This is a genomic window from Thiomonas sp., from assembly GCF_054608695.1.
This window is the reverse complement of sequence record NZ_JBTRXV010000015.1, coordinates 30,718-56,421: the sequence shown is the minus strand read 5'-3', so window position 1 is coordinate 56,421 and position 25,704 is coordinate 30,718. Positions and strand designations below refer to the sequence as shown.

The 25,704-nt window shown below is 64.4% G+C and carries 24 protein-coding genes and 1 pseudogene; 19 read left to right on the top strand and 6 right to left on the bottom strand.

Annotation, left to right across the window (positions count from 1 at the left end; genetic code table 11):
* Nucleotides 1-179 (bottom strand): annotated as a pseudogene (locus tag ACYCUK_RS08115) (ferredoxin--NADP(+) reductase); the annotation flags it as partial.
* A 40-nt stretch (nucleotides 180-219) separates the two neighbouring features.
* Entirely contained in the window at nucleotides 220-543 is a 324-nt protein-coding gene (gene fdxA / locus ACYCUK_RS08110) for a ferredoxin FdxA (protein WP_461594289.1), read from the bottom strand.
* A gap of 244 nt (nucleotides 544-787) precedes the next feature.
* Between fdxA and ACYCUK_RS08105 the strand changes: the two genes are divergently transcribed.
* Nucleotides 788-2,413 carry a 3-(methylthio)propionyl-CoA ligase gene (locus tag ACYCUK_RS08105; RefSeq protein ID WP_461594288.1) on the top strand — a complete coding sequence of 542 codons (1,626 nt, stop codon included), beginning with the start codon at nucleotides 788-790 and terminating at the stop codon, nucleotides 2,411-2,413.
* 75 nt (nucleotides 2,414-2,488) lie between these two features.
* On the opposite strand, the gene ACYCUK_RS08100 is transcribed toward ACYCUK_RS08105, so the two are convergent.
* A complete protein-coding gene (locus tag ACYCUK_RS08100) occupies nucleotides 2,489-2,938 on the bottom strand; it encodes a DUF6691 family protein (RefSeq protein WP_461594287.1) in 450 nt (149 codons plus the stop codon).
* A gap of 18 nt (nucleotides 2,939-2,956) precedes the next feature.
* Nucleotides 2,957-3,394 (bottom strand): YeeE/YedE family protein, encoded by a 438-nt coding sequence (locus ACYCUK_RS08095; protein ID WP_461594290.1) that lies wholly within the window; start codon nucleotides 3,392-3,394, stop codon nucleotides 2,957-2,959.
* 145 nt (nucleotides 3,395-3,539) lie between these two features.
* On the opposite strand from ACYCUK_RS08095, the gene ACYCUK_RS08090 reads away from it, so the two are divergent.
* The 3 genes from ACYCUK_RS08090 to ACYCUK_RS08080 all read left to right on the top strand — a co-directional run bounded on the left by ACYCUK_RS08090 (nucleotide 3,540) and on the right by ACYCUK_RS08080 (nucleotide 8,336).
* Complete coding sequence (locus ACYCUK_RS08090) at nucleotides 3,540-4,439, top strand: MBL fold metallo-hydrolase (RefSeq protein WP_461594286.1); 900 nt, start codon at nucleotides 3,540-3,542, stop codon at nucleotides 4,437-4,439.
* 48 nt (nucleotides 4,440-4,487) lie between these two features.
* Nucleotides 4,488-5,882 (top strand): HD-GYP domain-containing protein, encoded by a 1,395-nt coding sequence (locus tag ACYCUK_RS08085; RefSeq protein WP_461594285.1) that lies wholly within the window; start codon nucleotides 4,488-4,490, stop codon nucleotides 5,880-5,882.
* Nucleotides 5,883-5,951: 69 nt separating this feature from the next.
* Entirely contained in the window at nucleotides 5,952-8,336 is a 2,385-nt protein-coding gene (locus ACYCUK_RS08080; RefSeq protein ID WP_461594284.1) for a Tex family protein, read from the top strand.
* Nucleotides 8,337-8,415: 79 nt separating this feature from the next.
* On the opposite strand, the gene ACYCUK_RS08075 is transcribed toward ACYCUK_RS08080, so the two are convergent.
* Together ACYCUK_RS08075 and ACYCUK_RS08070 are read right to left on the bottom strand one after the other, a co-directional pair.
* Nucleotides 8,416-9,156 carry a helix-turn-helix domain-containing protein gene (locus tag ACYCUK_RS08075; protein WP_461594283.1) on the bottom strand — a complete coding sequence of 247 codons (741 nt, stop codon included), beginning with the start codon at nucleotides 9,154-9,156 and terminating at the stop codon, nucleotides 8,416-8,418.
* Between the two features lie 203 nt (nucleotides 9,157-9,359).
* Nucleotides 9,360-9,902, bottom strand: coding sequence for an NUDIX hydrolase (locus ACYCUK_RS08070; protein WP_461594282.1), 543 nt, complete (start codon nucleotides 9,900-9,902; stop codon nucleotides 9,360-9,362).
* 124 nt (nucleotides 9,903-10,026) lie between these two features.
* Here ACYCUK_RS08070 and ACYCUK_RS08065 point away from each other — a divergent pair, with 124 nt between their 5' ends.
* From ACYCUK_RS08065 to hflX, 15 genes are all read left to right on the top strand, one after another.
* Complete coding sequence (locus ACYCUK_RS08065) at nucleotides 10,027-11,157, top strand: 2Fe-2S iron-sulfur cluster-binding protein (protein WP_461594281.1); 1,131 nt, start codon at nucleotides 10,027-10,029, stop codon at nucleotides 11,155-11,157.
* Nucleotides 11,158-11,802: a maleylacetoacetate isomerase gene (gene maiA / locus ACYCUK_RS08060; protein WP_461594280.1), complete on the top strand. Its 645-nt coding sequence runs from the start codon at nucleotides 11,158-11,160 to the stop codon at nucleotides 11,800-11,802.
* A 138-nt stretch (nucleotides 11,803-11,940) separates the two neighbouring features.
* The gene (gene scpB / locus ACYCUK_RS08055) at nucleotides 11,941-12,702 is read left to right on the top strand and encodes an SMC-Scp complex subunit ScpB (protein ID WP_461594279.1); all 762 of its coding nucleotides are present in this window, start codon (nucleotides 11,941-11,943) and stop codon (nucleotides 12,700-12,702) included.
* A 34-nt stretch (nucleotides 12,703-12,736) separates the two neighbouring features.
* A complete protein-coding gene (gene rluB, locus ACYCUK_RS08050) occupies nucleotides 12,737-14,683 on the top strand; it encodes a 23S rRNA pseudouridine(2605) synthase RluB (RefSeq protein WP_461594278.1) in 1,947 nt (648 codons plus the stop codon).
* Between the two features lie 186 nt (nucleotides 14,684-14,869).
* On the top strand, nucleotides 14,870-15,289 hold the full coding sequence (gene ndk, locus ACYCUK_RS08045) for a nucleoside-diphosphate kinase (RefSeq protein WP_461594277.1): 420 nt from the start codon (nucleotides 14,870-14,872) through the stop codon (nucleotides 15,287-15,289).
* A gap of 16 nt (nucleotides 15,290-15,305) precedes the next feature.
* Nucleotides 15,306-16,478, top strand: a complete 1,173-nt coding sequence (rlmN, locus tag ACYCUK_RS08040; protein WP_461594276.1) for a dual-specificity RNA methyltransferase RlmN — start codon at nucleotides 15,306-15,308, stop codon at nucleotides 16,476-16,478.
* Nucleotides 16,479-16,482: 4 nt separating this feature from the next.
* Nucleotides 16,483-17,334 carry a type IV pilus biogenesis/stability protein PilW gene (gene pilW, locus ACYCUK_RS08035; RefSeq protein WP_461594275.1) on the top strand — a complete coding sequence of 284 codons (852 nt, stop codon included), beginning with the start codon at nucleotides 16,483-16,485 and terminating at the stop codon, nucleotides 17,332-17,334.
* Between the two features lie 9 nt (nucleotides 17,335-17,343).
* Nucleotides 17,344-18,276, top strand: a complete 933-nt coding sequence (locus ACYCUK_RS08030; RefSeq protein WP_461594274.1) for a RodZ domain-containing protein — start codon at nucleotides 17,344-17,346, stop codon at nucleotides 18,274-18,276.
* Nucleotides 18,276-19,640 (top strand): flavodoxin-dependent (E)-4-hydroxy-3-methylbut-2-enyl-diphosphate synthase, encoded by a 1,365-nt coding sequence (ispG, locus tag ACYCUK_RS08025; protein ID WP_461594273.1) that lies wholly within the window; start codon nucleotides 18,276-18,278, stop codon nucleotides 19,638-19,640. Before ACYCUK_RS08030 ends, ispG begins: the two co-directional genes overlap by 1 nt.
* 7 nt (nucleotides 19,641-19,647) lie before the next feature.
* Nucleotides 19,648-20,952, top strand: coding sequence for a histidine--tRNA ligase (gene hisS / locus ACYCUK_RS08020; protein ID WP_461594272.1), 1,305 nt, complete (start codon nucleotides 19,648-19,650; stop codon nucleotides 20,950-20,952).
* 30 nt (nucleotides 20,953-20,982) lie between these two features.
* Nucleotides 20,983-21,621 carry a YfgM family protein gene (locus ACYCUK_RS08015; RefSeq protein ID WP_461594271.1) on the top strand — a complete coding sequence of 213 codons (639 nt, stop codon included), beginning with the start codon at nucleotides 20,983-20,985 and terminating at the stop codon, nucleotides 21,619-21,621.
* On the top strand, nucleotides 21,618-22,745 hold the full coding sequence (gene bamB / locus ACYCUK_RS08010; protein WP_461594270.1) for an outer membrane protein assembly factor BamB: 1,128 nt from the start codon (nucleotides 21,618-21,620) through the stop codon (nucleotides 22,743-22,745). Before ACYCUK_RS08015 ends, bamB begins: the two co-directional genes overlap by 4 nt.
* Before the next feature lie 25 nt (nucleotides 22,746-22,770).
* Nucleotides 22,771-24,189, top strand: coding sequence for a ribosome biogenesis GTPase Der (gene der / locus ACYCUK_RS08005; protein ID WP_461594269.1), 1,419 nt, complete (start codon nucleotides 22,771-22,773; stop codon nucleotides 24,187-24,189).
* 124 nt (nucleotides 24,190-24,313) lie between these two features.
* Entirely contained in the window at nucleotides 24,314-24,559 is a 246-nt protein-coding gene (gene hfq, locus ACYCUK_RS08000) for an RNA chaperone Hfq (RefSeq protein ID WP_461594268.1), read from the top strand.
* Entirely contained in the window at nucleotides 24,534-25,691 is a 1,158-nt protein-coding gene (hflX, locus tag ACYCUK_RS07995; RefSeq protein WP_461594267.1) for a GTPase HflX, read from the top strand. Before hfq ends, hflX begins: the two co-directional genes overlap by 26 nt.
* Nucleotides 25,692-25,704 lie beyond the last annotated feature (13 nt).

The following is a 25,704-nucleotide window of genomic DNA, read 5'->3' as shown; positions in this document are numbered from 1 at the left end:
CACTGGCCGCCCAGGCGGGGCAGGCTGTCGATGACATGGGCCTTGATCTCCAGCAGCCCCAGCTCGAACACCTGGAACAGGCCCACCGGGCCGGCACCAATGATGACGGCGTCGGTCTCGATGGGAGTGCCTTGCTGGCGAGGGATGTCGGCAATCGCCGGGTCGATGTGCATGTCCATGGATTGATCGATGAAAGGGGGTGTGGCTGGGCCAGCGCGATCAGCGCTCGAGCAAGGAGAACTTGCCGGGTTTGCCGTTCCATTCCTCGCCGTCGGGCGGAGCTGGCTTGCGCTTGGTGATGCTGGGCCATTTGCGCGCCAGCTCGGCGTTCAGGGCGATGAAGGCTTGCTGGTCGCCGGGCACGTCTTCCTCGGCGAAGATGGCATTGGCCGGGCACTCGGGCACGCACACGGCACAGTCGATGCATTCGTCGGGGTCGATGGTCAGAAAATTTGGACCTTCGCGGAAGCAATCAACCGGGCACACGTCCACGCAGTCGGTGAACTTGCACTTGATGCAGTTTTCAGTCACGACGAAAGTCATCGTTCAGCCTGTTGCTTGGTGTTGAGGAAGCGGTCTATTTTATCGGGCCGACTTGCCCCCGCAGCTTGTGGCAAATCAAGCCCGCTTCCAGCGCGACCAAAGGCGGGCGGGTGCCAGCAACCCACATCCAGTTTGGGGAATTGCCGGGTTTGCCCGGCGGTGTACATTTCGATGCACAAACGCTGCCTCAAGAACCTCTCGGTGTTGCTGCGGCGCCCACAAAACCAAGATTCAGGAGACGAGCATGAATGGAATGATGCAGGCGCACGGCTTGAGCATCTCGGATTTGATCGAGTTCGCGGCGCGCTATCACGGCGATACCGAAATCGTGTCGCGCCGGGTCGAAGGCGATCTGCACCGCACAAACTATGCCGAGATTCGTGGCCGCTCCAAGCGCGTGGCTCGCGCCCTGGACACGATGGGCCTGGCGGCTGGCGATCGCGTGGGCACCCTGGCGTGGAACGGCTATCGGCACTTCGAGCTGTATTACGGCGTGTCGGGCAGCGGGCGGGTGCTGCACACGCTCAACCCCCGCCTGCACCCGGACCAGATCGCCTGGATCATCAACCATGCCGACGATCGGGTGCTGTGTTTCGACATGAGTTTTGCCACCATCGTCCAGGCCGTCGCTTCGCGTTGTCCGCGCGTCAGGCATTGGGTGGCGCTGTGCGATGCAGCCCGCATTCCTGCTGAACTGCAGCAGGCCGTACCCAATCTGCGCAGTTACGAAACCCTGCTGGCGGGGCTGAGCGACGACTACGCCTGGCCGGAACTGGACGAAAACGCGGCCTCGTCCATGTGCTACACCAGCGGCACCACGGACAACCCCAAGGGCGTGCTCTACAGCCATCGCTCCACCGTGCTGCATGCCTACGCGATTGCCCTGCCCGACGCCATCAACCTCTCCGCCCGCGACGCCGTGCTTCCGGTGGTACCCATGTTCCATGTGAACGCCTGGGGCATTCCCTATGCCGCCGCACTGGTGGGCTGCAAGCTGGTGTTTCCCGGCCCTTCGCTCGATGGCGCATCGCTGTTCTCGCTGATGGATGCCGAGGGCGTGACCTTCGCCGCCGGCGTGCCGACCATCTGGCTGGGGCTGCTGAACCAGATGCAGCAGCAGGCGCGCAAGCCAGCGGCGCTGCAGCGTGTGCTCATCGGCGGTTCCGCGGCGCCTGCGTCGATGATCGCGGCATTCCAGGACGGATACGGCATCGAAGTGCGCCACGCCTGGGGCATGACGGAGATGAGCCCGGTCGGCACGGTCTGCACGCTGAAAAACAAGCACCTGGATCTTCCCGCCGCGCAACGCATGGCGGTGCAGACCACACAGGGACGGCCGGTTTTCGGGGTGGAACTGCGGGTGGTGGATGGAGACGGCAAGGATCTACCCTGCGATGGCAAGTCGGTGGGCGAACTGCTGGTGAAAGGACCGTGGATCGTGCAGGACTACTACCAGTCCGGCAAACCCAGCCCCCTGCGCGACGGCTGGTTTCCAACGGGGGACGTGGTCGCCATCGACCCGGACGGCTATGTGCGCATCGTGGATCGCAGCAAGGACGTGATCAAGTCCGGTGGCGAGTGGATCAGCTCGATCGACATCGAGAACATCGCCATGGCACATCCCGCCGTGGCGATGGCGGCTTGCGTCGCCATGCCCGACGCCAAGTGGGATGAGCGCCCGCTCCTGGTCGTGGTGAAAAGGCCAGAGGCTTCAGTGGCTCAGGAGGAGTTGCTCGCTTTCTATGAAGGCAAGGTGGCCAAGTGGTGGATTCCCGACGGCGTGCGTTTCGTCGACGCCATTCCCCTGGGAGCCACCGGCAAGATTCTCAAGAACAAACTGCGCGAACAACTCCAGGCCGCCACGGTCTGATGCGCATCGGCCACACACCGCCCGTGGCCGAAACGCTCAGGGTCTGAAGCGCACACCGCACCGCCTCCGGCGCGCTCAGCTCGTGCCGGCCGCCGGTGCATGCGCGCGGGCTGATTGGCTGGCACGCTGCCAAGACTCATGGCCGAGCATGCCGGCAATCATCGTCAGAAAAAACACCCCTTCCTGCCAAGTGAAGGCGCCCAGCGAGGCGAGAGACGGTCCTGGGCATAGCCCGTCCAAACCCCAGCCCACGCCAAAAATGGCGCTGCCGAGAAGCAGCTTGCCGGTGATGCCGAAGCGCGGCGGGAAGGCAATGGTGTCGCCCAGAAGTGCCTTTTCGCGGCGCGAGGCCAGTTGCATCATCGGCAGCGCGACCACCACGGCGCTGATCATGACCAGCATCAGGCTGGGATCCCACGGGCCGGCGATGTTGAGAAAGCCCAGCACCTTGACCGGATCGGTCATGCCGGAGATCAACAGGCCAAAGCCGAAGGCCAGACCGCAGACGAAGGCAAAGATTTTCATCACGTACTCCCGTGGGGTTTAGATCCGATGGCCCAGCACCGCCGTGGCGATGCCAAAGCTCATGAACACGGCCACTGCTGCGGCTGAACGCACCGACAAGCGCGACAGCCCGCAAACGCCATGACCACTGGCGCAACCCGAGCCCATGCGGGTGCCGAAGCCAACAAGCAACCCGGCAATGGCGATGACAGGCCAGGATTCGCCGAAGCTTGCGCCCGGCACCGGCACGAACAGCGCCCAGATGAACGATGCGGCGACGATGCCCGCAAGAAACGTCACGCGCCAACCATCGGGTCGGGTGCGTGTGGCGAGGTCGTTCAAGGTGCTGCCCAGGATGCCGCTGATGCCGGCAATCTTGCCGGCGCCAAGGGCCAGGGCTCCGGCAGCCAAGCCGATGAGAGCGCCGCCGGCAATGGCGGTACCCGGCGTAAACGCAGCGGAATCGAGCTGGAACAGCATGGTTTGTCTCCTCGATTGAGTTGTGGATCAAGAATCCAGAAGATGTGGTTTGATCCATGTCAAACAACTTCCAGATATATGCCCCGTACAGTATCAGTTTCGATGCGCTGTTACTATCCTCAAAATATCCGGAGATACCCTCATGAGTACAGTTGCCGATCTTGCCAGGGCTCCCGAAATGATCGGAAACCCTGCTGTTCAGACTTGGTTCCACCAGCAGTCCAACACCGCCTGCCACTGCATCATCGACCCGGCGACGCGCCATTGCGCCCTGATCGACAGCGTGCTGGACTTTGATTACGCCGCCGGTCATACGCATACGGAATTTGCCGACGGCATCATCGCCTTCATCAAGACCGAAGGCTTGAAGCTCGACTGGCTGCTGGAAACCCATGCCCATGCCGACCACATCTCGGCAGCGCCCTATATCAAGAAGCAGTTGGGCGGGCGCACCGGCATCGGCGAGCACATCAAAGACGTGCAGAAAGTGTTCGGCGAGGTGTTCCACGACGACAGCATCCCGCGTGACGGCCGCCCTTTCGACAAGCTCTTCACGGATGGCGAAACTTTCGCCATCGGCCAGTTGCAGGTCCATGTCATGCACACGCCCGGCCACACACCCGCCTGCGTGACTTACCTGGCGGGCGAGGATGCCTTCGTCGGCGACACCTTGTTCATGCCGGACTACGGCACCGCCCGCTGCGATTTCCCCGGTGGCAACGCCCACACCCTCTATCACTCCGTGCGGCGTCTCTACGGCCTGCCACCCCAGACCAGACTTCATCTCTGCCACGACTACATGCCTGGCGGCCGTGCCGCCCAATGGGTGTGCACCGTGCAGGAGCAGCGCGACGGCAATGTGCAACTCAACGCCCGCACGACCGAAGACGAGTTCGTCGCCTTTCGCAAGCAGCGCGACGCAAAACTCGATATGCCAGCGCTGATCGTGCCCTCGGTGCAGGTCAATATTCGCGCCGGCGAAATGCCACCAGCCGAGACCAACGGCGTGAGCTATCTCAAAGTCCCCATCAACCTGCTGTAAGCAAGCGCGTGGCATCATCGGCTCAGGACGGATGGCCGTGAGCGAATGATGCAAGACCTCAAGCTCTGTGAACTGATTGGCTCCCTGAGCCATGCCCTCGACATGACCGAGGGCCAGCCCAAGGGGCATTGCGTGCGCTGCGCCTACATCGGCATGGCCGTGGCGCAGGACATGGGCTTGGGCTCTCGGCAGCGCTGGGAGCTGTATTACACCCTGCTGCTCAAGGATCTGGGATGCAGCAGCAACGCCGCGCGCATCTGCGAGCTCTACCTCACGGACGATCTGGAGTTCAAGCGCGACTTCAAACTGGTGGGCAGCTCGCTACCCCAGGTCGTGCGTTTCGTGCTGACCCACACCGGGCTCAAGTCGGGCCTTGCCGATCGCTTCCGCGCCACGCTGGACATCTTTCAGCATGGTGGCGATATTGCACTGGATTTGATCCAGACCCGCTGCCAGCGGGGCGCCGACATCGCCCGTCAACTGCGCTTCGGCGAAGCCGTGGCGCAAGGCGTGCATGCGCTGGACGAACATTGGGATGGCCGCGGCAAGCCCGAGCACCTGGCTGGCGAAGCCATCCCGCTGTATGCGCGCATCGCCTTGCTGGCCCAGGTGGTCGATGTCTTCCACACCACGGGCGGCCCGAGCGTGGCCCTGGCCGAGGCCCGCCTGCGTAGCGGCCAATGGCTGGACCCTGGCCTGGTTGCCGCTTTCGAGCGGGTGGCGGCGCGGGATGATTTTTGGACCACGCTGGGCAGCGCCGAACTTCCAGCGCTGGTCTACGCTCTGGAGCCGGCGCGTCATAGCGTGCCGCTGGACGATGATTACCTGGACGAAATCGCCGAGGCTTTCGGCCAGATCATCGACGCCAAAAGTCATTTCACCGCGGGCCACAGCGCACGGGTGGCGCTCTACACCGATTTGATGGCCGAGCAACTTCACCTGACGCCCGGACGCCGCCGCTGGCTGCGCCGAGGTGCGCTGCTGCACGATATGGGCAAGCTCGGCGTGAGCAACGCCGTGCTCGACAAACCTGGCAAGCTCGACGCTGCCGAGTGGAAAGCCATGCGCATGCACGCCACTTATACCGAGCAGATTCTGAGCGGCATCGCGCCCTTCGCCGAGTTGGCGCAAGTGGCTGGTGCACATCACGAAAAGCTCGACGGCACGGGCTACCCACGCGGTCTTTCGGCAGAGGCGATTTCGATGGAGACTCGCATCATCACGACCGCCGACATTTTCGACGCCATCTCGGCCGACCGTCCCTATCGCGCCGCGGTGCCAGTGGATCAGACCCTGGCGATGATGGACAAGATCGTCGGTACCGCCCTGGATGCGCGCTGCATGCACGCCTTGCGGCAGGCCGTGCGGCGGACCGAGGCGGGTTTCACTCCTGCGCCAGGACTTGGGGCCGAGCCCAATGGCCTGGTGTCTGCCGCTGCTTGAACCGCTGATGCAATCGGCTTGAAGCCGGCAGGGGCTAGACTGCGCGCTTTTTGCCGCATGGCTTCTTCCATGACCACTTCTTCGAACTCAGAGGGCGGCGCCGCGCAACAGGCGCTGATTCTGGCCCAGCTCGCGGCCGAGATGCAATTGCGCCCGGCGCAGATTGCGGCTGCGGTGGAACTGCTCGACGTTGGCGCCACCGTCCCCTTCATCGCCCGCTACCGCAAGGAAGCCACCGGGGGCATGAGCGACGAGCATCTGCGCAATCTGGAAGTCCGCCTGGGCTATCTGCGCGAACTGGAGCAGCGCCGCGCGGCCATCCTCAAGTCCATCAACGCGCAGGGCAAACTCACGCCCGAGTTGCAGGCCGCCATTGCTGCTGCCACGCAGAAGCAGGAACTTGAAGACCTCTATCTGCCCTACAAGCCGCGCGTGACGACCCGTGCGCAAAAGGCGCGCAACGCCGGGCTGGAGCCGCTGGCCGATGCGCTGTTCGCCAACCCCGCGCTCGACCCGCTGGCCGAGGCCACGGCGTTCGTGCGCGCCGAGAAGGACGGCTCCGACTTCAGCACGCCGCAAGCCTGCCTGGACGGGGCGCGCGACATCCTGGTGGAGCGCTGGGCCGAGGACTCGACCCTGGTGGGTCCATTGCGCGAATGGCTGTGGAGCTGCGGCATGCTGCGCGCGCAACTGCGCGAGGGCAAGGCCGAGGAAGGCGCCAATTTCCGTGACTATTTCGATTACGCCGAAGCCATTGCCCGCGTGCCCTCGCACCGCGCGCTGGCGGTGTTTCGCGGTCGCAGCCAAGAGGTGTTGGATGCGAGCTTGCAACTGCCACAAGACGGCACGACTGGCGCTGGCGCGGCTAGCAGTGCCAGCGGCCTGAATGCAGCGCAGCAGCGCATCGCCGCGCATATCGGCTGGTCCCACCGTGCCCGTGCGGCTGACGACTGGCTGCAGCGCTGCGTGCAATGGGCCTGGCGCGTGAAGCTTTCGCTCTCGCTCGAACGCGAGCTGTTCACTAGGCTGCGCGAGCAGGCTGAAAGCGAGGCCATCGCCGTGTTCGGCGCCAATCTGGGCGCCTTGCTGCTGGCCGCTCCCGCCGGCCCCAAGACCGTGATGGGCCTGGACCCGGGCATTCGCACCGGCGTGAAAGTGGCCGTGACCGACCCCACCGGCAAGGTGCTGGACACCGCGACCATCTACCCCCACGAGCCGCGGCGCGATTGGGACGGCAGCCTGCACACCCTGGCCGCGCTATGCCGCCGGCACGGCGTGCAGATCGTCTCCATCGGCAACGGCACCGCCAGCCGTGAAACCGCCAGGCTGGCGAGCGAGCTGGCCCAACGCCATCCGGAATTCACGCTGACGCAGGTGGTGGTGAGCGAAGCCGGCGCTTCGGTGTATTCCGCAAGCGCCCTGGCCAGCGCGGAACTGCCCGATCTGGACGTGAGCCTGCGCGGCGCGGTCTCCATCGCCCGCCGTGTGCAAGACCCGCTGGCAGAGCTGGTGAAGATCGACCCCAAGAGCATCGGCGTCGGCCAGTACCAGCATGACGTCGACCAGACCCAGCTCGCACGTCGGCTGGATGCGGTGGTGGAGGACTGTGTGAACCGCGTTGGCGTGGATGTGAACACGGCATCCGTGCCGCTGCTGGCGCGCGTGGCGGGCTTGAACGCGCGCATTGCCGATCACATCGTGCGCCAGCGCGACACGGCCGGCGCTTTTCGCAGCCGCAAGAACCTGCTGGATGTGCCCGGCCTGGGTGCCAAGACCTTCGAGCAGGCAGCCGGCTTTCTGCGCATCATGGATGGCGACAACCCGCTCGACCGCTCCGCCGTGCATCCTGAAAGCTACCCGCTGGTCGAACGCATTCTTGCCGCTGCCGGCCAGCCCATTCAGGTGCTGATGGGCAATGCGCAGGCCTTGCAAGCCATCCGCGCCGAAGCCTTGGTGGACGACCGCTTTGGCCTCTACACCGTGCGCGACGTGCTGGCTGAACTCGACAAGCCCGGCCGCGATCCGCGCCCCGCCTTCCGCGTGGCGCGGCTGCAAGAAGATGTGCAAAGCATCAAGGACTTGCAGCCTGGCATGCGCCTGGAGGGCACGGTGAGCAATGTCGCCGCTTTCGGCGCCTTCGTCGATCTGGGCGTGCATTGCGATGGCCTGGTGCATGTGTCGCAACTGGCCGACCGCTTCGTGAAAGACGCCGCCGAGGTGGTGAAGGTCGGCGACATTGTCACGGTCACGGTGCTGGAGGTGGATGTGCAGCGGCAACGCATTGCTTTGAGCATGCGCACCCAGAAGCCCGGTGAGGCCGCCGCAGGCAAGCGCGGCGACGGTGCGGCGCGTCAGCCGCCGGGGCAGGGCGGCAGAGCGCGGCCGGCGGCAGCGCCGGCACCAGCCCAATCAGCCATGGCGGCGGCCTTTTCGCGCTTGGGCAAGGACCGGTAGCTGGCATCGATAGCTGGCACCGATCGCTGGCCGATGGGCGCCTTGCCACGCTGCGCTGCGGCCCATCTCCTCGCCGAACTCAATGCTCCTGTGGAACCAGCAACTCGGTCAGGCCTTCGCGGTTGGTGATGCGCACCTGTCGCTGCGCAACGTGAACCAGCCCGGCTTGGTGGAAGCGCGACATCAGACGGCTGATGGTTTCCAGTTTGAGCCCGAGGTAGCTGCCGATTTCCTCACGGCTCATGCGCAACACGAATTCTTCGGGTGAGAGGCCGCGCGACTTGTAGCGTTCCGACAGATCGAGCAGGAAGCGCGCCAGACGCTCGTCGGCCTGCATGCTGCCGAGCACGAATTGGTCTTGCTGCGCCCGCGCCAGCCGGTTGCCGATGAGGCAATGGATCTGGTGCTGCAAGGTGGGCAGTTCGCGGGCATTGTTTTCCAGGATGCGGACGTCGATTTCGCAAGCCTCGCCATCCTCCAGCGCGATCACATCGGTCATGTAGATGCGCGCGGAAAAACCCTCCAGGCCCATCAGTTCGCCGGGGACGTGGAAACCCACGATCTGCTGCCGCCCGTCGGGGCTGCTGATCATCGATTTGAACGATCCCGCATGCACCGAAAACACCTTGTCCATCGGTTGTCCGGACTCGAACAGCCGCTCTCCCTTGGTCAGCCTGATGGTGGTTTGCATGATGTCGCGCATGCGCACGAGCTCGTCTTGTGGCAGCGAGATCGGCAGGCAGAACCGACTCTGAAAACACACATCGCAGGGATGGGGCTTGTCCATGCGATGCATGGGGGCGGTGGGAATGGCTTTCATGGCGCGGCAGAGGTCGGAGCGGATTGGGCAACTATCGCACATCTTGCATGGGTTCGGGCATTCTTTCGACTCGATCGCTCAAGGGTCCCGCCGGCGCCGTGCGTTGCGCCGGCATGTGCTGGGCAACGCCGCGCTCGCCGCCAACGGCCTATGGCTGCCGCCAACCCCGAACCCTGGCCTGGGACGGATTGCGGCCCGGCGCGTCAATCGATGTCGAACACCTGCAAGTTGTAGTGTCCGGTTTGCTGCTCGGCAAAAAAGCGCCTGAGGGTTTCGCCCACGGTGCGAAACGCCAGTTGCTCCCATGGCACTTCGCTCGGGCTGAACAGCCGCGCTTCCAGGGTTTCCGGCCCTGGTGACCATGTGGGTTGCAACATGCGCGCGCGGTACAGCAGGTAGACCTGGCTCACCGGCTTGACGTTGACCACGCAGTACAGGCCGTCGAGTTCGACGTCGACGCCGGCCTCTTCCTGGGTTTCACGCAGGGCGCCTTGTTCGGTGGTTTCGTGCAGCTCCATGAACCCGGCCGGCAGGGTCCAGAGGCCGTGGCGCGGCTCGATGGCACGCTTGCACAGCAGCACGCGGCCTTCCCACACCGGCACCGTCCCCACGATATTGCGCGGGTTTTCGTATTGCACATGACCGCAAGCAGGGCAGACCGCACGCAGATGCGTGTCGCCTTCGGGAACCCGGTGCTCGACGGGCGCACCGCAATGGTTGCAATGTTGGATCGGGCGTGGGCGCATGGCCCCATTGTTGCAGGGCCTTCGGGGCAGGGCAGCGCTGCGGGCTTTTCAGTCCCCGGCACCATGTTCCGCGCAGTTTTGAAACAATGCTCAGATTACGCGCCGAACGCGCTGCGACCATTCCATGCCCATCATCTCCATCCCCACAAGCGGTCTCGAACTCCAGGCCGACGCCGACGACAACCTGCTGAAGGTGCTGCGCCGCTACAAGGTGCCCATCCACTATTCCTGCAAACAGGGAGAGTGCGGCAGCTGCAAATGCGTTCTTGAGCAGGGCGAGGTGGACTTGCACGGTTACAAGGACACCGCCTTGCCGCTGGCGCAGCGCGAGCAGGGCTTGATCCTGGCCTGCTGCAGCCGGCTCAAGGGCGACGTGCAACTGCGCCTGATCGACAGCGACGACTACATCGTCCACCCCGAGCGCCATCTCGTCGCCGAGGTCATCGGTCTGCGCGAGCTGGCGCCCGAAGTTTTCGGCCTGCGCCTGAAAATCCGCTACGTCGACCGCGATGGCGAGCCCTTCCTCTTCTCCGCCGGTCAATACGCCCAGCTCGGTGTGCAAACCGACCCCGACACTCTGGTCGCGCGCGACTTTTCCATGGCCAGCACCCCGGTGGACGCGGAATACGACGACGAACTTGAATTTCACATCCGCCGTACCGCCACCGGCGCCTTCAGCGGCCTGCTCGGGCGCAGCATCCGGTTGGGCAGCCTGATTGCTGTCGACGGGCCCATGGGTTCCAGCCATTTCCGCCCACGGCACGAAGGCCCGCTCTACGCCGTGTCGGCAGGCACCGGCTTCGCGCCCATGCTCAGCGTCGTGAAAACGGCGCTCAATAACGGCAAGCTCGAGCCCGTGGTGTTCTATGCCGGGTTCAAGACGCCGGCCGAGGTCTACGGCCGTGAGGATCTCGCCCAACTCCAGCATGAATTCAACAACTTCCGATCCCACGTCGTGGTGGAGCAGGACGCTGGCGCGAGCGACCGCACCGGCCGCGTCGGCGATGTGCTGCTGGACGATGTGGCCGACTTCGCCGGCGCCAAGGTCTATCTCGCGGGTTCGCCCGGCATGGTCGAAGCGGTGAGCGCCTGTCTGCTGGAACGCGGCCTGCCAGCCGGAGATGTGCATGCTGACGCCTTCTATGCGCCCAAGCCCGGACTGGCCGAGGCTGCGCCTGCCGCGCAAGCCGCCTTGAGCGCAGCCGAAGCGAATGGCCTGCTTTCCTTGCCATCACCACTGCGGTCCGAGGTCTGAATGCGCACGCTCTACAGCTACTTTCGCTCCTCCGCGGCATTCCGCGTGCGCATCGCCCTGAACCTCAAGGGCCTGCCCTACGCCATCGTTCCGGTGCATCTGGCGCATGGCGAGCAACGCCTGCCGGAGCATTTGCGGCGTTCGCCGCAAGGGCTCATCCCGGTGCTGGAGGACGACGGCCTCAGCCTCACGCAGTCGCTGGCCATCCTGGAGTATCTCGAAGAGCAGCACCCCAATCCGCCGCTGCTGCCAGCCGACGCAGCGGGTCGGGCGCGGGTGCGCGCCCTGGCCCTGGCGATTGCCTGCGACATTCACCCGCTGAACAATCTGCGGGTGCTGAACCGCCTGCAAAGCCAATTCGGCGCCGACGAGGCGGCGCGCCAGCGCTGGTACCAGCATTGGGTGAACACCGGCCTTGCAGCCTGGCAGGAGCAATGGCGCCGCTGGCCCGGCCCACCCGGCCCCTACGTGCATGGACAAGCGCCGGGCCTGGCCGACTGCTGCCTGATTCCGCAGATCTGCAACGCACAGCGCTTCAAATGCGATCTGCAAGCCGTTCCCGACCTCATGCGCTTGTTCGACGCCTGCATGCAGTTGCCGGCATTCGTCAATGCACATCCGGCACAACAAGCAGACGCGACCTGAATGCAGGTGGCACTGGCCTGACGGACTGGGCTAAAATAGATCGCACGTCGCGCCGCAGCAGTTTTCCAGGGTTCACGCAACCCGCTTGCCGAAGTCCCATTCCGGCAACCCACCATCGGCGCACGATTCCTGACACGCATGAATATTGCACTGGCCAAGCGGGTCGTCGAGACCGCGCTGATGTGTGCCACCCAACCTTTGAGCCTTGAGCGTCTGCGCAGCCTGTTCGACGAACAGGTCGGCGCCGACACCCTGCGCTTGCTGCTCGACGACTTGCGCCACGACTGGCGCGAGCGCGGCGTGGAGCTGCGCGCCGTGGCTGGCGGCTGGCGCATGCAAAGCCGTGAGGACATGCAGCCTTATCTGCAGCGACTCAACCCCGAAAAGCCGCCGCGCTACTCCCGCGCGGTGCAGGAAACGCTGGCCATCATCGTCCACCGGCAACCCGTGACGCGCGGCGATATCGAGGACATTCGCGGCGTGGCGGTCAATGCGCAGATCCTGCGCCAGCTGGAAGATCGTGGCTGGATCGAGGCCATCGGCCATCGCGAAGGGCCCGGGCGGCCGGTGCTGTTCGCCACCACACGCCAGTTTCTCGACGATCTCGGCCTGGCCACGATTGGCGAACTTCCCGCGATGCAAGCCGAGGTCGCCAGCGCCGACCCGCAGCAAATCGATCTGCTGCCCTTGGGCGGCGAGATTGAAGGCACGTTCGAGCCTTCGTCCGTCAGTCAAGCAGCGGCAGGCGACGGCGTCGAAGCTGCCGAATCTTCCCCCGCCGCCACTGCAGACGCTGCCGCCAGCGCCGCCGCATGGCTCCCATCCCCCACATTCCCAGTTCCATCCGAATCGGCGGCTTCCGACAGCATTGCCGCATCCGATCCCCTGCCAGCCGCCTGAACAGGCCTGACCCGTACCCCACACCACCGACTCCATGCAACACGACGAATCCATCCCCGACGCTGACGCCAGCTCCAACCCTGCCACCCCGGTGGTTGCCGAACCAGCCCCGCAGCGCCCGGCGCGGCGGCGCAAGGTCGTGGCAGCCGAAGCAGCAGTCCCGGAGCACGATGAAGGTGAAAGCACGCAGTCAGCCCGCTCCGAGCCGCACTCGATCGCGTCGCCGGGCAACGCGGCGCCCAGCGTCGATCCGGTTGCCGCTGAAAGGTCTGCCGAAGGCACGAGCCCGCAAGCCGGGCAGACCGCAGGCGATGACATGACGCCGCGCGATGCGCCTCGGCGCCGCAAGCGCAAAGCCCCCGGGCCCAGCCTGGCAGAGACCGAAACCGAAACCCAGCCAACCGGAGCTGTCGTGCCGGAGGCGCAGCAAACCGCGCCGGCTGAAGCGCAACACGATGCTGACGGCAACCAGGCACAGCCTGAGCGTTCCGCGCGTGCCGATCGCCCGAACCGGCCCGATCGTCCGCGTCAAAACCAGAACCAGCGCAAGAAGAAGCACAACTCGCCGCTGCGCGGCCCGGCCAAAAACGTCCCCGCGGTGCGCATCGAGGAAGTCATTTCCGGCGATTTCGACCGTGCCGTCGAAATCGCCGAAGCCGCCGAGCCCGGTGCCCGCCGTGTGCTGCCACCATCACCCGAAGCGCCGAAACTGCACAAGGTCCTGGCCCAGGCCGGGGTGGGGTCGCGCCGCGAAATGGAACAACTCATCGTCGATGGCCTGGTGTCCGTCAACGGCGAGCCGGCGCATCTGGGCCAGCGCATTCAGCCTGGCGACCAGATCCGCGTCAATGGCAAGCCGCTCAAATTCCGCATCAGCCCGCCACCAGCGCGGGTGCTGGTCTATCACAAGCCAGTGGGCGAGGTCGTGACCTTCAAGGATCCGGAAGGCCGTCCCACGGTGTTCCGCAACCTGCCGCGGGTGCAGAACGCAAAGTGGACGGCGATCGGCCGGCTCGACATCAACACCGAAGGTCTGCTGCTGTTCACCACCTCGGGCGAACTGGCCAACAAGCTCATGCACCCCAGCCAGGGCGTCGAGCGCGAGTACGCGGTGCGTGTGCTGGGGCAGGTGGATGACCCGGCACGCCAGAAATTGCTGGGGGGTGTGGACCTGAGCGACGGTCCCGCACGCTTCATGAGCCTGGAAGAAGCCGGTGGCGAGGGCGCCAATCGCTGGTATCGGGTCATCATCGCCGAAGGGCGCAACCGCGAAGTGCGCCGCCTGTTCGAGGCCGTGGGCCTCACGGTCAGCCGCCTGATTCGCGTGCGCTATGGCTCCATCGCCTTGCCCGCCGGTTTGCGCCGCGGCGATTTCGCGGAAATCGAGCGCGAAGACGTCAAGGCCATGATGAACCATTCCGGCACGGTTCAGGGTTTCGATGACCGGTCCAAGGGCCAGAAGCCGGGCGCCAATGGCGTCAATGGCCAGTCCCAGCGCAAGCCTGGTGGACGCCATGACAAGCGGCAGGAATCGCGTGGCCAAGCCGGACGCAACGATGGCCGCAATCAAGATCGGCCGGAAGGACCCCCCGTTGGCCGTGGCAATGCTGAGCGTGGCGGCCCGAGCGGCGAACGCGAGCCGGGCCCCAACAGCTACGCCATGAGCGCGGTGGATGCGCTCTTCGGCCGGGCCACCCGCGAAGCACGTCGCGCGGCTCCGCGTCATGAGCACGACGACCGACAGCTTCCTGAACGCGAGCCGGGACCCAACAGCTATGCCATGAGCGCTGTCGATGCCTTGTTCGGCAAAGGTGCCGGCGGGCATGGTGGCAACAACAAGCCACGTTCGGCCCGTGGTGGCAAGAAAGGTGGTTCCGGCGGCCAGCCTGACCCGATGCGTTCAGCCCTGGGGCAAGGGTTCGGCCAGGGTCCGCGTGCGGGTCCGGGGCAGGGCGGCAAACGACGCAACTTCCCGCGTTGAAATTGCCCAGGACATTCGCCAGAGGACTCCTCCCCGCGAGTGTGCAGGCCAAGCTTGGGGTGGCCCTGGCGTGGCCCGGCAATGGCCGGCGATGCGCTGAATTCAGGGTTGGGAGGTTCATCATTCGCCATGAGTGACCGTCTTACAATTCATTTTTAATCGCTTGATTTCTGGAGAAAAAACCTTATGGAGCGCACGCTCTCAATCATCAAGCCCGACGCTGTCGCCAAGAACTGCATCGGCAAGATCATCGACCGCTTCGAGACTGCCGGCCTCAAGGTCGCCGCCGTTCGCATGATGCATCTTTCCCGCGCCGAGGCCGAAGGCTTTTACGCCGTGCACAAGGATCGTCCTTTCTTCAAGGATCTGGTCGATTTCATGGTTTCCGGCCCCGTGCTGGTGCAGGTGCTGGAAGGCAGCAATGCCGTTGCCAAGAACCGTGAGCTGATGGGTGCGACCGACCCGAAGAAGGCTGCCCCTGGCACCATTCGCGCCGATTTCGCCGACAGCATCGACGCCAATGCCGTGCATGGTTCGGACAGTGCGGAGAACGCGGCAACCGAAATCGCCTTTTTCTTTCCGTCGAACTGGGTGTTCACTCGCTGATTCCCGCTGCGCGGCCATGTCCACCACCAACCTGCTTCAGTTCGACCGTGCCGGTCTGGTGGACTGGTTCGCCGCGCATGGCGAAAAACCCTTCCGCGCCCGCCAGGTGTTCCGCTGGATGCACCAGAAGGGCGTGGCCGAATTTGCCGGCATGAGCGATCTGGCCAAGCCTCTGCGGGCCTGGTTGCAGAGCGCAGCCCGGATCGAATCCCTGCCGGTGCTCACCGAGCAGCGCTCGCGTGACGGTACGGTGAAGTGGCTGTTCGACGTGGGTGCGGGCGATGCCGTGGAAACCGTGTTCATTCCCGAGGCGCAGCGCAACACCCTGTGTGTTTCGTCGCAAGCGGGATGCGCCATGGCCTGCCGCTTCTGTTCTACCGGAGCGCAGGGCTTCAGCCGCAACCTGACCACGGCCGAAATCCTGGCGCAGCTCTGGCGCGCCGAGTTCAGCATGCGCGAATCCCTCGGCCTGGCGGCCGGCGAGCGCGCCATCTCCAATGTGGTGATGATGGGCATGGGCGAGCCGCTGCAGAATTACAGCGCGCTCATCCCAGCGTTGCGGGCCATGCTCGATGACGACGGCTATGGTTTGTCGCGTCGCCGCGTGACCGTGTCCACCTCGGGCGTGGTGCCGATGATCGACCGGCTCGCGGCCGATTGTCCCGTCGCGCTCGCGGTTTCCCTGCACGCGCCGAACGACGCCTTGCGTGACGATCTCGTCCCGCTCAATCGCAAATACCCGCTGGCCGAGCTTCTGGGCGCCTGCGAGCGCTATCTGGCGCATGCCCCGCGCGACTTCATCACCTTCGAGTACTGCATGCTCGACCGTGTGAACGACGCTCCCGAACATGCCCGGCAGTTGGTCCGTCTGTTGCACAACCGCTTTCCGTGCAAGTTCAACCTCATCCCCTTCAATCCTTTCCCGCAGTCCGGCCTTGCAAGGTCGCCTGCCGGGCGCATTGCTGCGTTCGCGCAGATCCTGGTGGACGCGGGCTTCGTCACCACGGTGCGCAAGACGCGCGGCGACGACATCGATGCCGCCTGCGGTCAACTGGCTGGCGATGTGCAAGATCGCACCAGTCGCAAGCCGGCGCGTGCAAGCACGCCATCCGCGGTGCCGCCTCAGCCCGTCATCCCCATTCGGGTCGAGGCTGCAAGCCCGCCTGCCCGCTTGTCCAACCTGAACTGATGCCATGAACAAGCAAGTCCGATGGACCGAACGTGGTTGTTTCGCATCGCTGCCGCTCGCCATCCTGATGCTGAGTCTTGCCTTGTTGCAACTCGGCGGCTGCGCCAGCAATCCGGCCCAAAGCAACGGCTCGACGAGCGCGACGCCCAGCACGGGCAGCGCCGAGGCCGACAAGAACGCGCAAATCCGCCTGGAGTTGGCCGAAGGTTATTACCAGCGCGGTCAGGCCGAGGTGGCACTCTCCGAGGTGGGCAAAGCGCTGGACCAGGCTCCCGACTACGTGCCGGCTTACACCATGCAGGCGCTGATTCAAATGAGCCTGGGCCAGAACCCGCAGGCCGAACAGAGCTTCCGCAAGGCGCTGTCCATCGCGCCGAACAATGCCGATGCGCTGCATAACTATGGCTGGTTCCTGTGCACCAATCGACGTTATGCCGAGTCGTTCACCATGTTCCAGCGCGCCCTGGCAGTTCCCGGCTACCGTTACCCGGAACGCACCGATCTGGCCTACGGTGTTTGCCAGTACCGCGATGGTGATCTTGCCGGGGCCGAGAAAACGCTGCGTGCCGGCTTCGCGCTCGACCCAGCCAACCCCGCGCTGTCCACCAATCTGGCTTTGGTGCTTTACCGCCAGAACAAATTCAAGGATGCGCTGTTCTATATCCAGCGCGTCAACTCCGGCAAGTACGCCAGCGCGCAATCGCTCTGGGTGGGTGTTCTCATCGCGCGGCGCTCGGGCGATGCGCTGGATGCCAGCACCTGGACCACGCAACTGGAGCAGCGCTTTCCAGATTCGCGCGAGGCCATTGCCGTCCAGCAGGGCAGGTTTGACGACCCAAGCCTGCTTCCCCGCTGATTTCAGCCGATGACAAGCCCCAATTCACAGGCTGATGCGCAGCGCGCAGCGCGTGTCCAGGCGGGTGGCATGCTGCGCGCCGCACGTGAGGCCGCGGGTAAAAGCGCCAGCGAACTCGCAACCCAGCTCAAGGTGTCGTCCGACAAGATCCTGGCGCTCGAGGCTGGAGATTGGGAACGCCTGCCAGACGCGGCCTTCGCTCGCGGCCTGCTTCGCGCCGCGAGCAAGGCGCTGAAGGCCGACACCGAGGCCATCATGCAGGTGCTGCCGCCGCTGCCGCATGCCAAAACCATCGCGACCCGGCCAACAGCCACGAGTTCCGGCAAGCCCTTGCCCGCGGCTCCTGCAGGGGGGGGCCATGGTGCGCGCAAGCTCTGGTGGCTGGCGGTGGCGGGTCTTGTCATCGCTGCGCTGCTGGTGTTCTTCCTGCCCCATGCGGAGGATCTGGCGAAGTGGCTGCCTCAGGCCATGCCCGCAAAACCGGCTTCCGCTGTGTTGGCGCCAGCGAGTTCGTCGCCTGTTTTGCCTCCGGCGGCGGCATCGTCCATGGCGGGGATGCCGAGCGCCAACCCGTTGGCCACCGCTTCGGCATCGGCGGCAGCGGCTCCTGCCGCGCCCGATTCCAGTGCCGGCTCACGGCAATTCCCGCAGCCGGCCGCAGCATCCAGCAGCCCGGTGGCCGCAGCCGCCGGACCAGCACTCAGCATTCAGGCCGCCGCCGAGAGCTGGATTCAGGTGACCAGCAGCCAGGGCACCGTCTTGTTTTCGGGTCTTGTTGCTGCTGCAGGCCAGCAAAGCATCACTCTGTCCCAGCAAGATTTTCCGCTGCAACTCGTGGTGGGCAATGCAGCTCAAACCCAAGTGAGCCTCGACGGCAAGCCTGTCGATCTGGCCTCCAAGACCAACAACAACGTCGCCCGCTTGACCATCCCCAAACCCTGATGCAAAAGATCTTCATGCCAGAAGCGGTCTTGATTCCAGATGCCGTGCCGCAGCGGCGGGCGACGCGCCAGGCACTCGTGAGCTGGGGGGGAAACATCATTGCCATCGGCGGCGATGCGCCGGTGCGGGTGCAGTCCATGACCAACACCGACACGGTGGATGTCATTGGCACGGCCATTCAGGTGAAGGAATTGGCGCAAGCCGGGTCCGAGCTGGTGCGCATCACGGTCAACACCCCCGAGGCTGCCGCGGCTGTGCCGGTTATTCGGGAGCAGCTCGACCGCATGGGTGTGGATGTCCCCCTGATCGGTGACTTCCACTACAACGGCCATGTGCTGCTGACGCAATATCCGGATTGCGCGCAGGCTCTGTCCAAGTACCGCATCAACCCCGGCAACGTCGGCAAGGGTGACAAGAAAGACCGCCAGTTCTCCCAGATGATCGAGGTTGCCGCGCGCTGGAACAAACCGGTGCGCATTGGCGTGAACTGGGGCAGCCTGGACCAGGAACTGCTCGCCGACTTGATGGACACCAACGCGAAGCAGCCCCAGCCGCGTGACGCGCAACAGGTGATGTACGAAGCGCTGATTGCATCGGCCTTGCAGTCGGCCGAGCGCGCCGAGGAGCTGGGCCTTCCCGGCCACCAAATCCTGCTGTCGTGCAAAGTCTCGGGCGTGCGCGACCTCATCGCCGTGTACCGCGAGCTTTCGCGCCGCAGCGACTATGCCCTGCACCTCGGCCTGACCGAAGCCGGCATGGGCACCAAGGGCACCGTGGCATCGGCCGCGGCCCTGTCGGTCCTGCTGCAGGAAGGCATCGGCGACACCATTCGTGTCTCGCTCACCCCGGCGCCGGGCGAAGCGCGCACCCAGGAGGTGGTGGTCGCGCTGGAAATTCTCCAGGCTTTGGGCTTGCGCAGCTTCGTTCCCAGCGTCACGGCTTGTCCGGGGTGCGGGCGCACCACGAGCAGTGTGTTCCAGGAGTTGGCGCAAGACATCGACCGCCACCTGCGGGCGCAAATGCCGGTTTGGCGGGCGCAATATCCCGGCGTTGAAACCTTGCGCCTGGCGGTGATGGGCTGCATCGTCAACGGTCCGGGCGAAAGCCGCCATGCCGACATCGGCATCAGTCTGCCGGGAACGGGCGAACAGCCTTCCGCTCCAGTTTTCATCGACGGCGAAAAACGCTACACCCTGCGTGGCGGCGGCATCGCCGAACAATTTCTCGACATCGTCAACAGCTATATCCAACAGCGTTGGGGCTTAGACCGCCTCCAGGCGGCTGCTGTGCAGCCGCCGCCCCCCGAGGGGGATGAGGAAACTTCGGGCGGCCGTGCGTTTCCTCATCAGGCCCACGCGAATTAATCTCCGCATGAATGCAAAACTCAATGCCGTCAAAGGCATGAATGATCTGCTGCCGCCGCAATCGGCAGTCTGGGAATGGTTCGAGTCCCAGGTGCGCGAACTCATGCGCGCCTACGGCTATCGCAACATCCGCACCCCCATCGTCGAGCCCACGGCGCTGTTCGTGCGCGGCATCGGCGAAGTGACCGACATCGTCGAGAAAGAGATGTACAGCTTCACCGACGCGCTCAATGGCGAGCAACTCACCTTGCGCCCGGAGAACACCGCCGCCGTGGTGCGCGCCTGCATCGAACACAACCTGCTGTACGACGGCGGCAAGCGCCTTTGGTACACCGGGCCGATGTTCCGCCACGAGCGCCCGCAGCGCGGCCGCTACCGCCAGTTCCATCAGGTGGGTGCCGAAGCCCTGGGTTTCGCCGGGCCGGATGTGGATGCCGAGCTCATTTTGATGGCGCGCCGCCTGTGGCAGATGCTGGGTTTGAGCGACGTGCGCCTGGAACTCAACTGCCTGGGTCAGCCCGAGGAGCGTCAGCGCCACCGGCTCAAGCTCATCGCCTATTTCGAGCGACACCAGAATGAGCTGGATGAAGATGCGCGCCGCCGGCTGCACCGCAATCCGCTGCGTATTCTCGACACGAAGAATCCGCAGATGCAGGCGCTGGTGAATGCCGCGCCGCGCCTGATCGACGAACTCGGCGAGGCGTCGCTGGCGCACTTCGAGGGCGTGCAAGCCTTGCTGCTTGCCGCCGGGCAGGACTACACCGTCAACCCGCGTCTGGTGCGGGGGCTGGACTACTACAACCTCACGGTGTTCGAGTGGGTCACCGACCGCCTGGGCGCGCAGGGCACGGTGTGCGCCGGTGGGCGCTACGACGGATTGATCGAGCAGATCGGCGGCAAGCCGGCGCCAGCCTGCGGCTGGGCGCTGGGGGTTGAGCGGGTCCTCGATTTGCTGGAGCAGGGTGGCATGCAGACTCCCGCCCTGGAGCCGCACGCCTATATCGTTCTGGCGCACGCGCCTGCCCTGGCCGTCGCGATGCAAACCGCAGAACGTCTGCGTGCAGCGGGCTTGCATGTCGTGCTGCATGCTGGCAGTGGCGGCATGAAGTCACAAATGAAAAAAGCCGACGCCAGCGCTGCGCGCCATGCGCTCATCTTCGGCGAGGACGAGTTCGCCGCTGGTGCCGTGACGGTCAAGTCCTTGCGTCAAGGCCAGGGAGAAGCCGGCCAGCAACGACTCGTGTCGCTCCAGTCGCTGGAGGTTCTGATCGAACGGCTTGCCGCCTCTCCGCCGCCGGCCTTGGCCCCCTAGAATGACTGGCCGCACTGAACGCCACCATCCATGAGCTACAACCTCGAAGAACAAGACCAGATTGAAAGCCTGCGCGACTTTTGGAGCCGCTGGGGGACGCTGATTTCGTCTCTCGTGCTCGTCGTCGCCCTTGCCTGGGCCGGTTATGCCGGCTGGCAATGGTGGCAAGTCCGCCAAACCACCGAGGCATCCGCCCTGTTCGCCCAGATCAGCAAGGAGATTCAGGCTGGTGATTTGCAAAAAGCAGTTCCCGCTTGGACCGATTTGCAGAACAAATTTTCCACCAGTCCCTACGCCCAAATGGGTGGCCTGACCATGGCCAAGGCCTATGCCGATGCAGGCAAGACGGCAGACGCCGAAGCCTTGCTGCGTTGGACCTCCGAGCATGCCGAAAGCAAGTCCTACCGCGCCACGGCCCTACTTAATCTGTCAGCCCTGCAGGTCGATGCCAAGCAGCTGCAGGCAGCGCTTGCCACGGTGAAGCAGTCTCCCGCCCCGGCGTTCGACGCGCTCTTCGCCACCCGCCGCGGCGACATCGAAGCGCTGCTGGGCAAGCCCCAAGAAGCACGCAAGGCCTATGAGGATGCGATGCGGCTACTGCCACCGAATTCCAGCTACCGCCAACTGGTGCAAATCAAGCTGCAGAGCGTTGGGGGCCTGGCATCATGATGCGCACCTTGGCTGTTGTGCTTGCGGCAAGCTCCGCCTTGTTGCTTGCGTCCTGCGCCTCCGGGCCGAAGCTTCCCGACCCCACTCCGCTGACTCCGGTGGCGTCCATCCTGCAGGCGAAAACGGCCTGGAAAACGAGTATTGGTCCGGTTCCTGCCACGTTCTCGACCGCCGTTGCTGCCGGCAGCGTGGTCGTTGCCTCGAGCGACGGTACGGTGGAGCGCCTGGATGCCAACACCGGGCGCACCATCTGGCGCAGCAAAATTGCCGGCGGCATTACCGCCGGCACTGGCAGCGATGGCACGTTCACGGCAGTGGTCAATTCGCACAATCAGGTCGTGTCCCTCGGACCGCAAGGCCAGGTGCTGTGGCTGTACCAACTGCCCACGAGTGTGATCACCGCGCCGGCGGTGGTGGACGGAACCATTGCCGTGCAAGGCGCTGACCAGCGCCTATGGGCATTCAATGCAGCGAACGGGCAAAAGCTCTGGACCGCTGATTCACGCGCCCCCGCGCTGCTGTTGCAACAGGCTTCCGGCATCACCCCGCAGGCGGACAGCCTGCTGGTGGGCACGGCCTTGGGACGGATCGAATCCATCTCCGCTGCGACGGGCGCTGTTCAGTGGCAAGCCACGCTCGCGCGGCCGCGCGGCATCACCGAGGTCGAACGCGTGGTGGGCATCACTGGGGCGCCATCGGTCGCGGCGTCCATGGTCTGCGCCCGCGCCTACCAATCGGTCGTGGGTTGCGCCGATCTCGATACCGGACGCCTGCTCTGGGCCGACAAGGCCGACGGCGATACCGGGATCAGCCAGAACGGCGATCTGCTGTTGGCCACCCAGGGCGATGGCGTGGTGCAGGCTTACAGTGCCGTGGATGGCGCCAAGCGCTGGAGCAATGACCAACTCAAGTACCGCAAGCTGAGCGCACCGCTGCTGGTGGGCGTCACGGTTGCGGTTGGCGACTATCAGGGCTACATCACCTTTCTTTCAGCCAAGGATGGCAAGCTCATCGGGCGCGTCAGCACCGATGGGACGGCCATTCGCTCGCCGCTCGTCATCTCCGGCAACACCATCGTGGCCGTCACTTCGGATGGCGGTGTTTTTGGTTTCCTGCCGCAATGAGCATGACCCTGGCAACTGCCCCCACATGATCCCCGTCGTTGCCCTGGTGGGCCGCCCCAATGTGGGCAAGTCCACATTGTTCAATCGCATCACGCGTTCGCGCGACGCCATCGTCGCCAATATTCCCGGCCTCACGCGCGACCGTCATTACGCCAAGACGCAGTGGGAGGGCCAGTCCTTCCTCGTGGTCGATACGGGTGGCTTCGAGCCCGTGGTGGATGGCGGAATCGTGGCCGAGATGGCCAAGCAGACCAAGCAGGCCATCGCCGAATCGGATGTCGTGGTCTTTCTGACCGATGCCCGAACCGGGCTGGCTCCGCAGGATCAGCGCATTGCCGCCTATCTGCGCAAGACCGGCAAGTCGGTGTTGCTGGCAGTGAACAAGGCGGAAGGCCTGCCGCCGACGGCCATGGCCGAGTTTCATGAACTGGGGCTGGGCGAACCCTTGCCGGTCAGCGCGGCGCACGGCAGTGGCGTCGGCACACTGCTCGATGCCATTGGCGACCATCTTCGTCCCCCCGCGCCGCCGCGCGCCGAGGAAGATTCCGTCGTTGACGCCACGGATGCGCACGAGGCCGAATCCGTTTTGCCCGATGGCGTCACACCCGAGAGCCTTGCGTTCAGCCTTGAGCCGCGCGCCATCAAATTGGCGATCGTGGGCCGGCCCAATGTGGGCAAGTCCACCCTGATCAACGCCCTGGTGGGTGAGGAGCGCGTGATCGCCTTCGACCAGCCAGGCACCACCCGCGATGCGATCGAAGTGCCTTTCAGCCGCGACGGCGTGGAATACACCCTGATCGATACCGCAGGTCTGCGGCGCAAAGGCAAGGTGTTTGAGACCATCGAGAAATTCTCGGTGCTGAAAACGCTGCAGGCGATCGAGTCCGCCAACGTCGTCGTGCTCTTGCTCGATGCCAGCGAAGGCGTGTCCGATCAGGACGCGCATATTGCCGGCTTCGCCGTGGAGTCGGGCCGTGCGGTGGTGGTGGCGTCGAACAAGTGGGATATGGTTGACGACTACCAGCGGCACCAGTTCGACAACGCCCTCATCGAGCGCCTGCCCTTCCTGAGCTTCGCCCGCCAGCACGAGATTTCAGCCTTGTCGCGCAAGGGGCTGTCGGCGGTGCTCAAGTCGGTGAACGAGGCTTACAAGGCGGCATTCGCCAAGATGTCCACCCCCAAGCTCACGCGTGCCTTGCAGGAGGCGGTCGCCTTCCAGCAGCCACCGCGTGCCGGCACGGTCAGGCCCAAATTGCGCTATGCCCACCAGGGCGGCCAGAATCCCCCCGTCATCGTCATTCACGGCAATGCCCTGGACCGGGTGCCCAACAGCTACACGCGCTATCTGGAATCACGTTTTTCCAAGGCTTTCAAGCTCAGCGGCACCCCGCTGCGGGTGGAATATCGGTCCTCCCACAATCCCTACAAAACGGAGCGCTGGTAAGGCTGCAGACGGCCTTCTTGCCGGAAAGTCCCGATCATTTGACGAGCCCGCGATGACAAGGGTTTGTGCTATGTTCAACCAGCAATTCGCAGTTTTCGCATAACAATCCCAACCGGAGTTTTTCATGAGCAATAAAGGGCAGTTGCTACAAGACCCCTTTCTGAACCTGCTGCGCAAGGAGCATGTTCAGGTTTCGATTTATCTGGTCAACGGCATCAAGCTGCAAGGCCATATCGAATCGTTCGACCAATACGTGGTCCTGCTGCGCAATACCGTGACGCAGATGGTTTACAAGCATGCCATTTCCACCGTTGTGCCAGCCCGTCCCGTGAGTTTCAACGTCGGTGAGTCTGAGCCAGACGCGGCCTGAGGCTGCCCCCGGCGCAGTGCTCGTCGGGGTCGACACCGGGCAGCCACACCCCGATTCCACGCTTGGCGAGTTGCATGAACTGGCGCTCTCGGCGGGCCTCCTGCCGTCCGCCAGTCTGTGGAGCGCCCGGCGCCGCCTCGACCCTGCGCTGTATATCGGGTCCGGGAAGGTGGCCGAACTCAAGCAGCAGGTGCTGGACAGCCAGGCCTCTTGCGTGCTCTTCGACAATCCCTTGTCCCCGGTGCAGCAACGCAACCTCGAGCGTGAACTTGGCGTTTCCGTCTGGGACCGAACGGCGCTGATCCTGGAAATTTTCGCGCGCCGCGCGCGCAGCGGCGAAGGCAAATTGCAAGTTGAATTGGCGCGACTGCGTCATGCTGCAACCCGCCTGGTTCGTGGCTGGACGCACCTCGAGCGCCAGCAAGGCGGCATTGGCCTGCGCGGTGGTCCGGGTGAGAAGCAGATCGAACTCGACCGCCGCATGCTGGAAGACAAGATCAAGATCCTGCAGGTGCGGCTGCACAAGCTCGAACGCCAGCGATCCACCCAGCAGCGCGCCCGCGCCCGGGCCGGACAACTGCGCGTTTCCATCGTCGGCTACACCAATGCCGGCAAGAGCACCCTGTTCAATGCGCTCACGCATGCCCATGGCTATGTTGCCGACCAGTTGTTTGCCACGCTGGACACGACCACGCGCCGTGTTTTTCTCGCGCCCGGAAGTTTTGCGGTGGTATCCGACACCGTGGGTTTTATCCGCGATTTGCCGCACTCGCTGGTTGATGCTTTCAAGGCCACGCTGGATGAAACCGTGGAGGCCGATGTCTTGCTGCATGTGGTCGACTTATCGAATGAGCAGCGCGAGCAGCAGATCGAGCAAGTGAATAGCGTATTAGCGGAGATCGGCGCCAAGGACATCCCGCAGATCTTGATTTACAACAAAATCGACAAGCTTCAAGCCCCCGTTCCGTTTACAGATCGTTACGGGGCGCATGCTGGTTTTGGTGGTCGTGATAGCATCAAAAGCTTTGACGTCAGCGCCTTGACAGGCGCGGGACTCGATACGGTGCGGGCGTATCTGGCGGGCTTGGTCGCTCGCAGCGAAGCCGACACCAACCCCACCTTTCACGTTTGACATCCAACGCCTC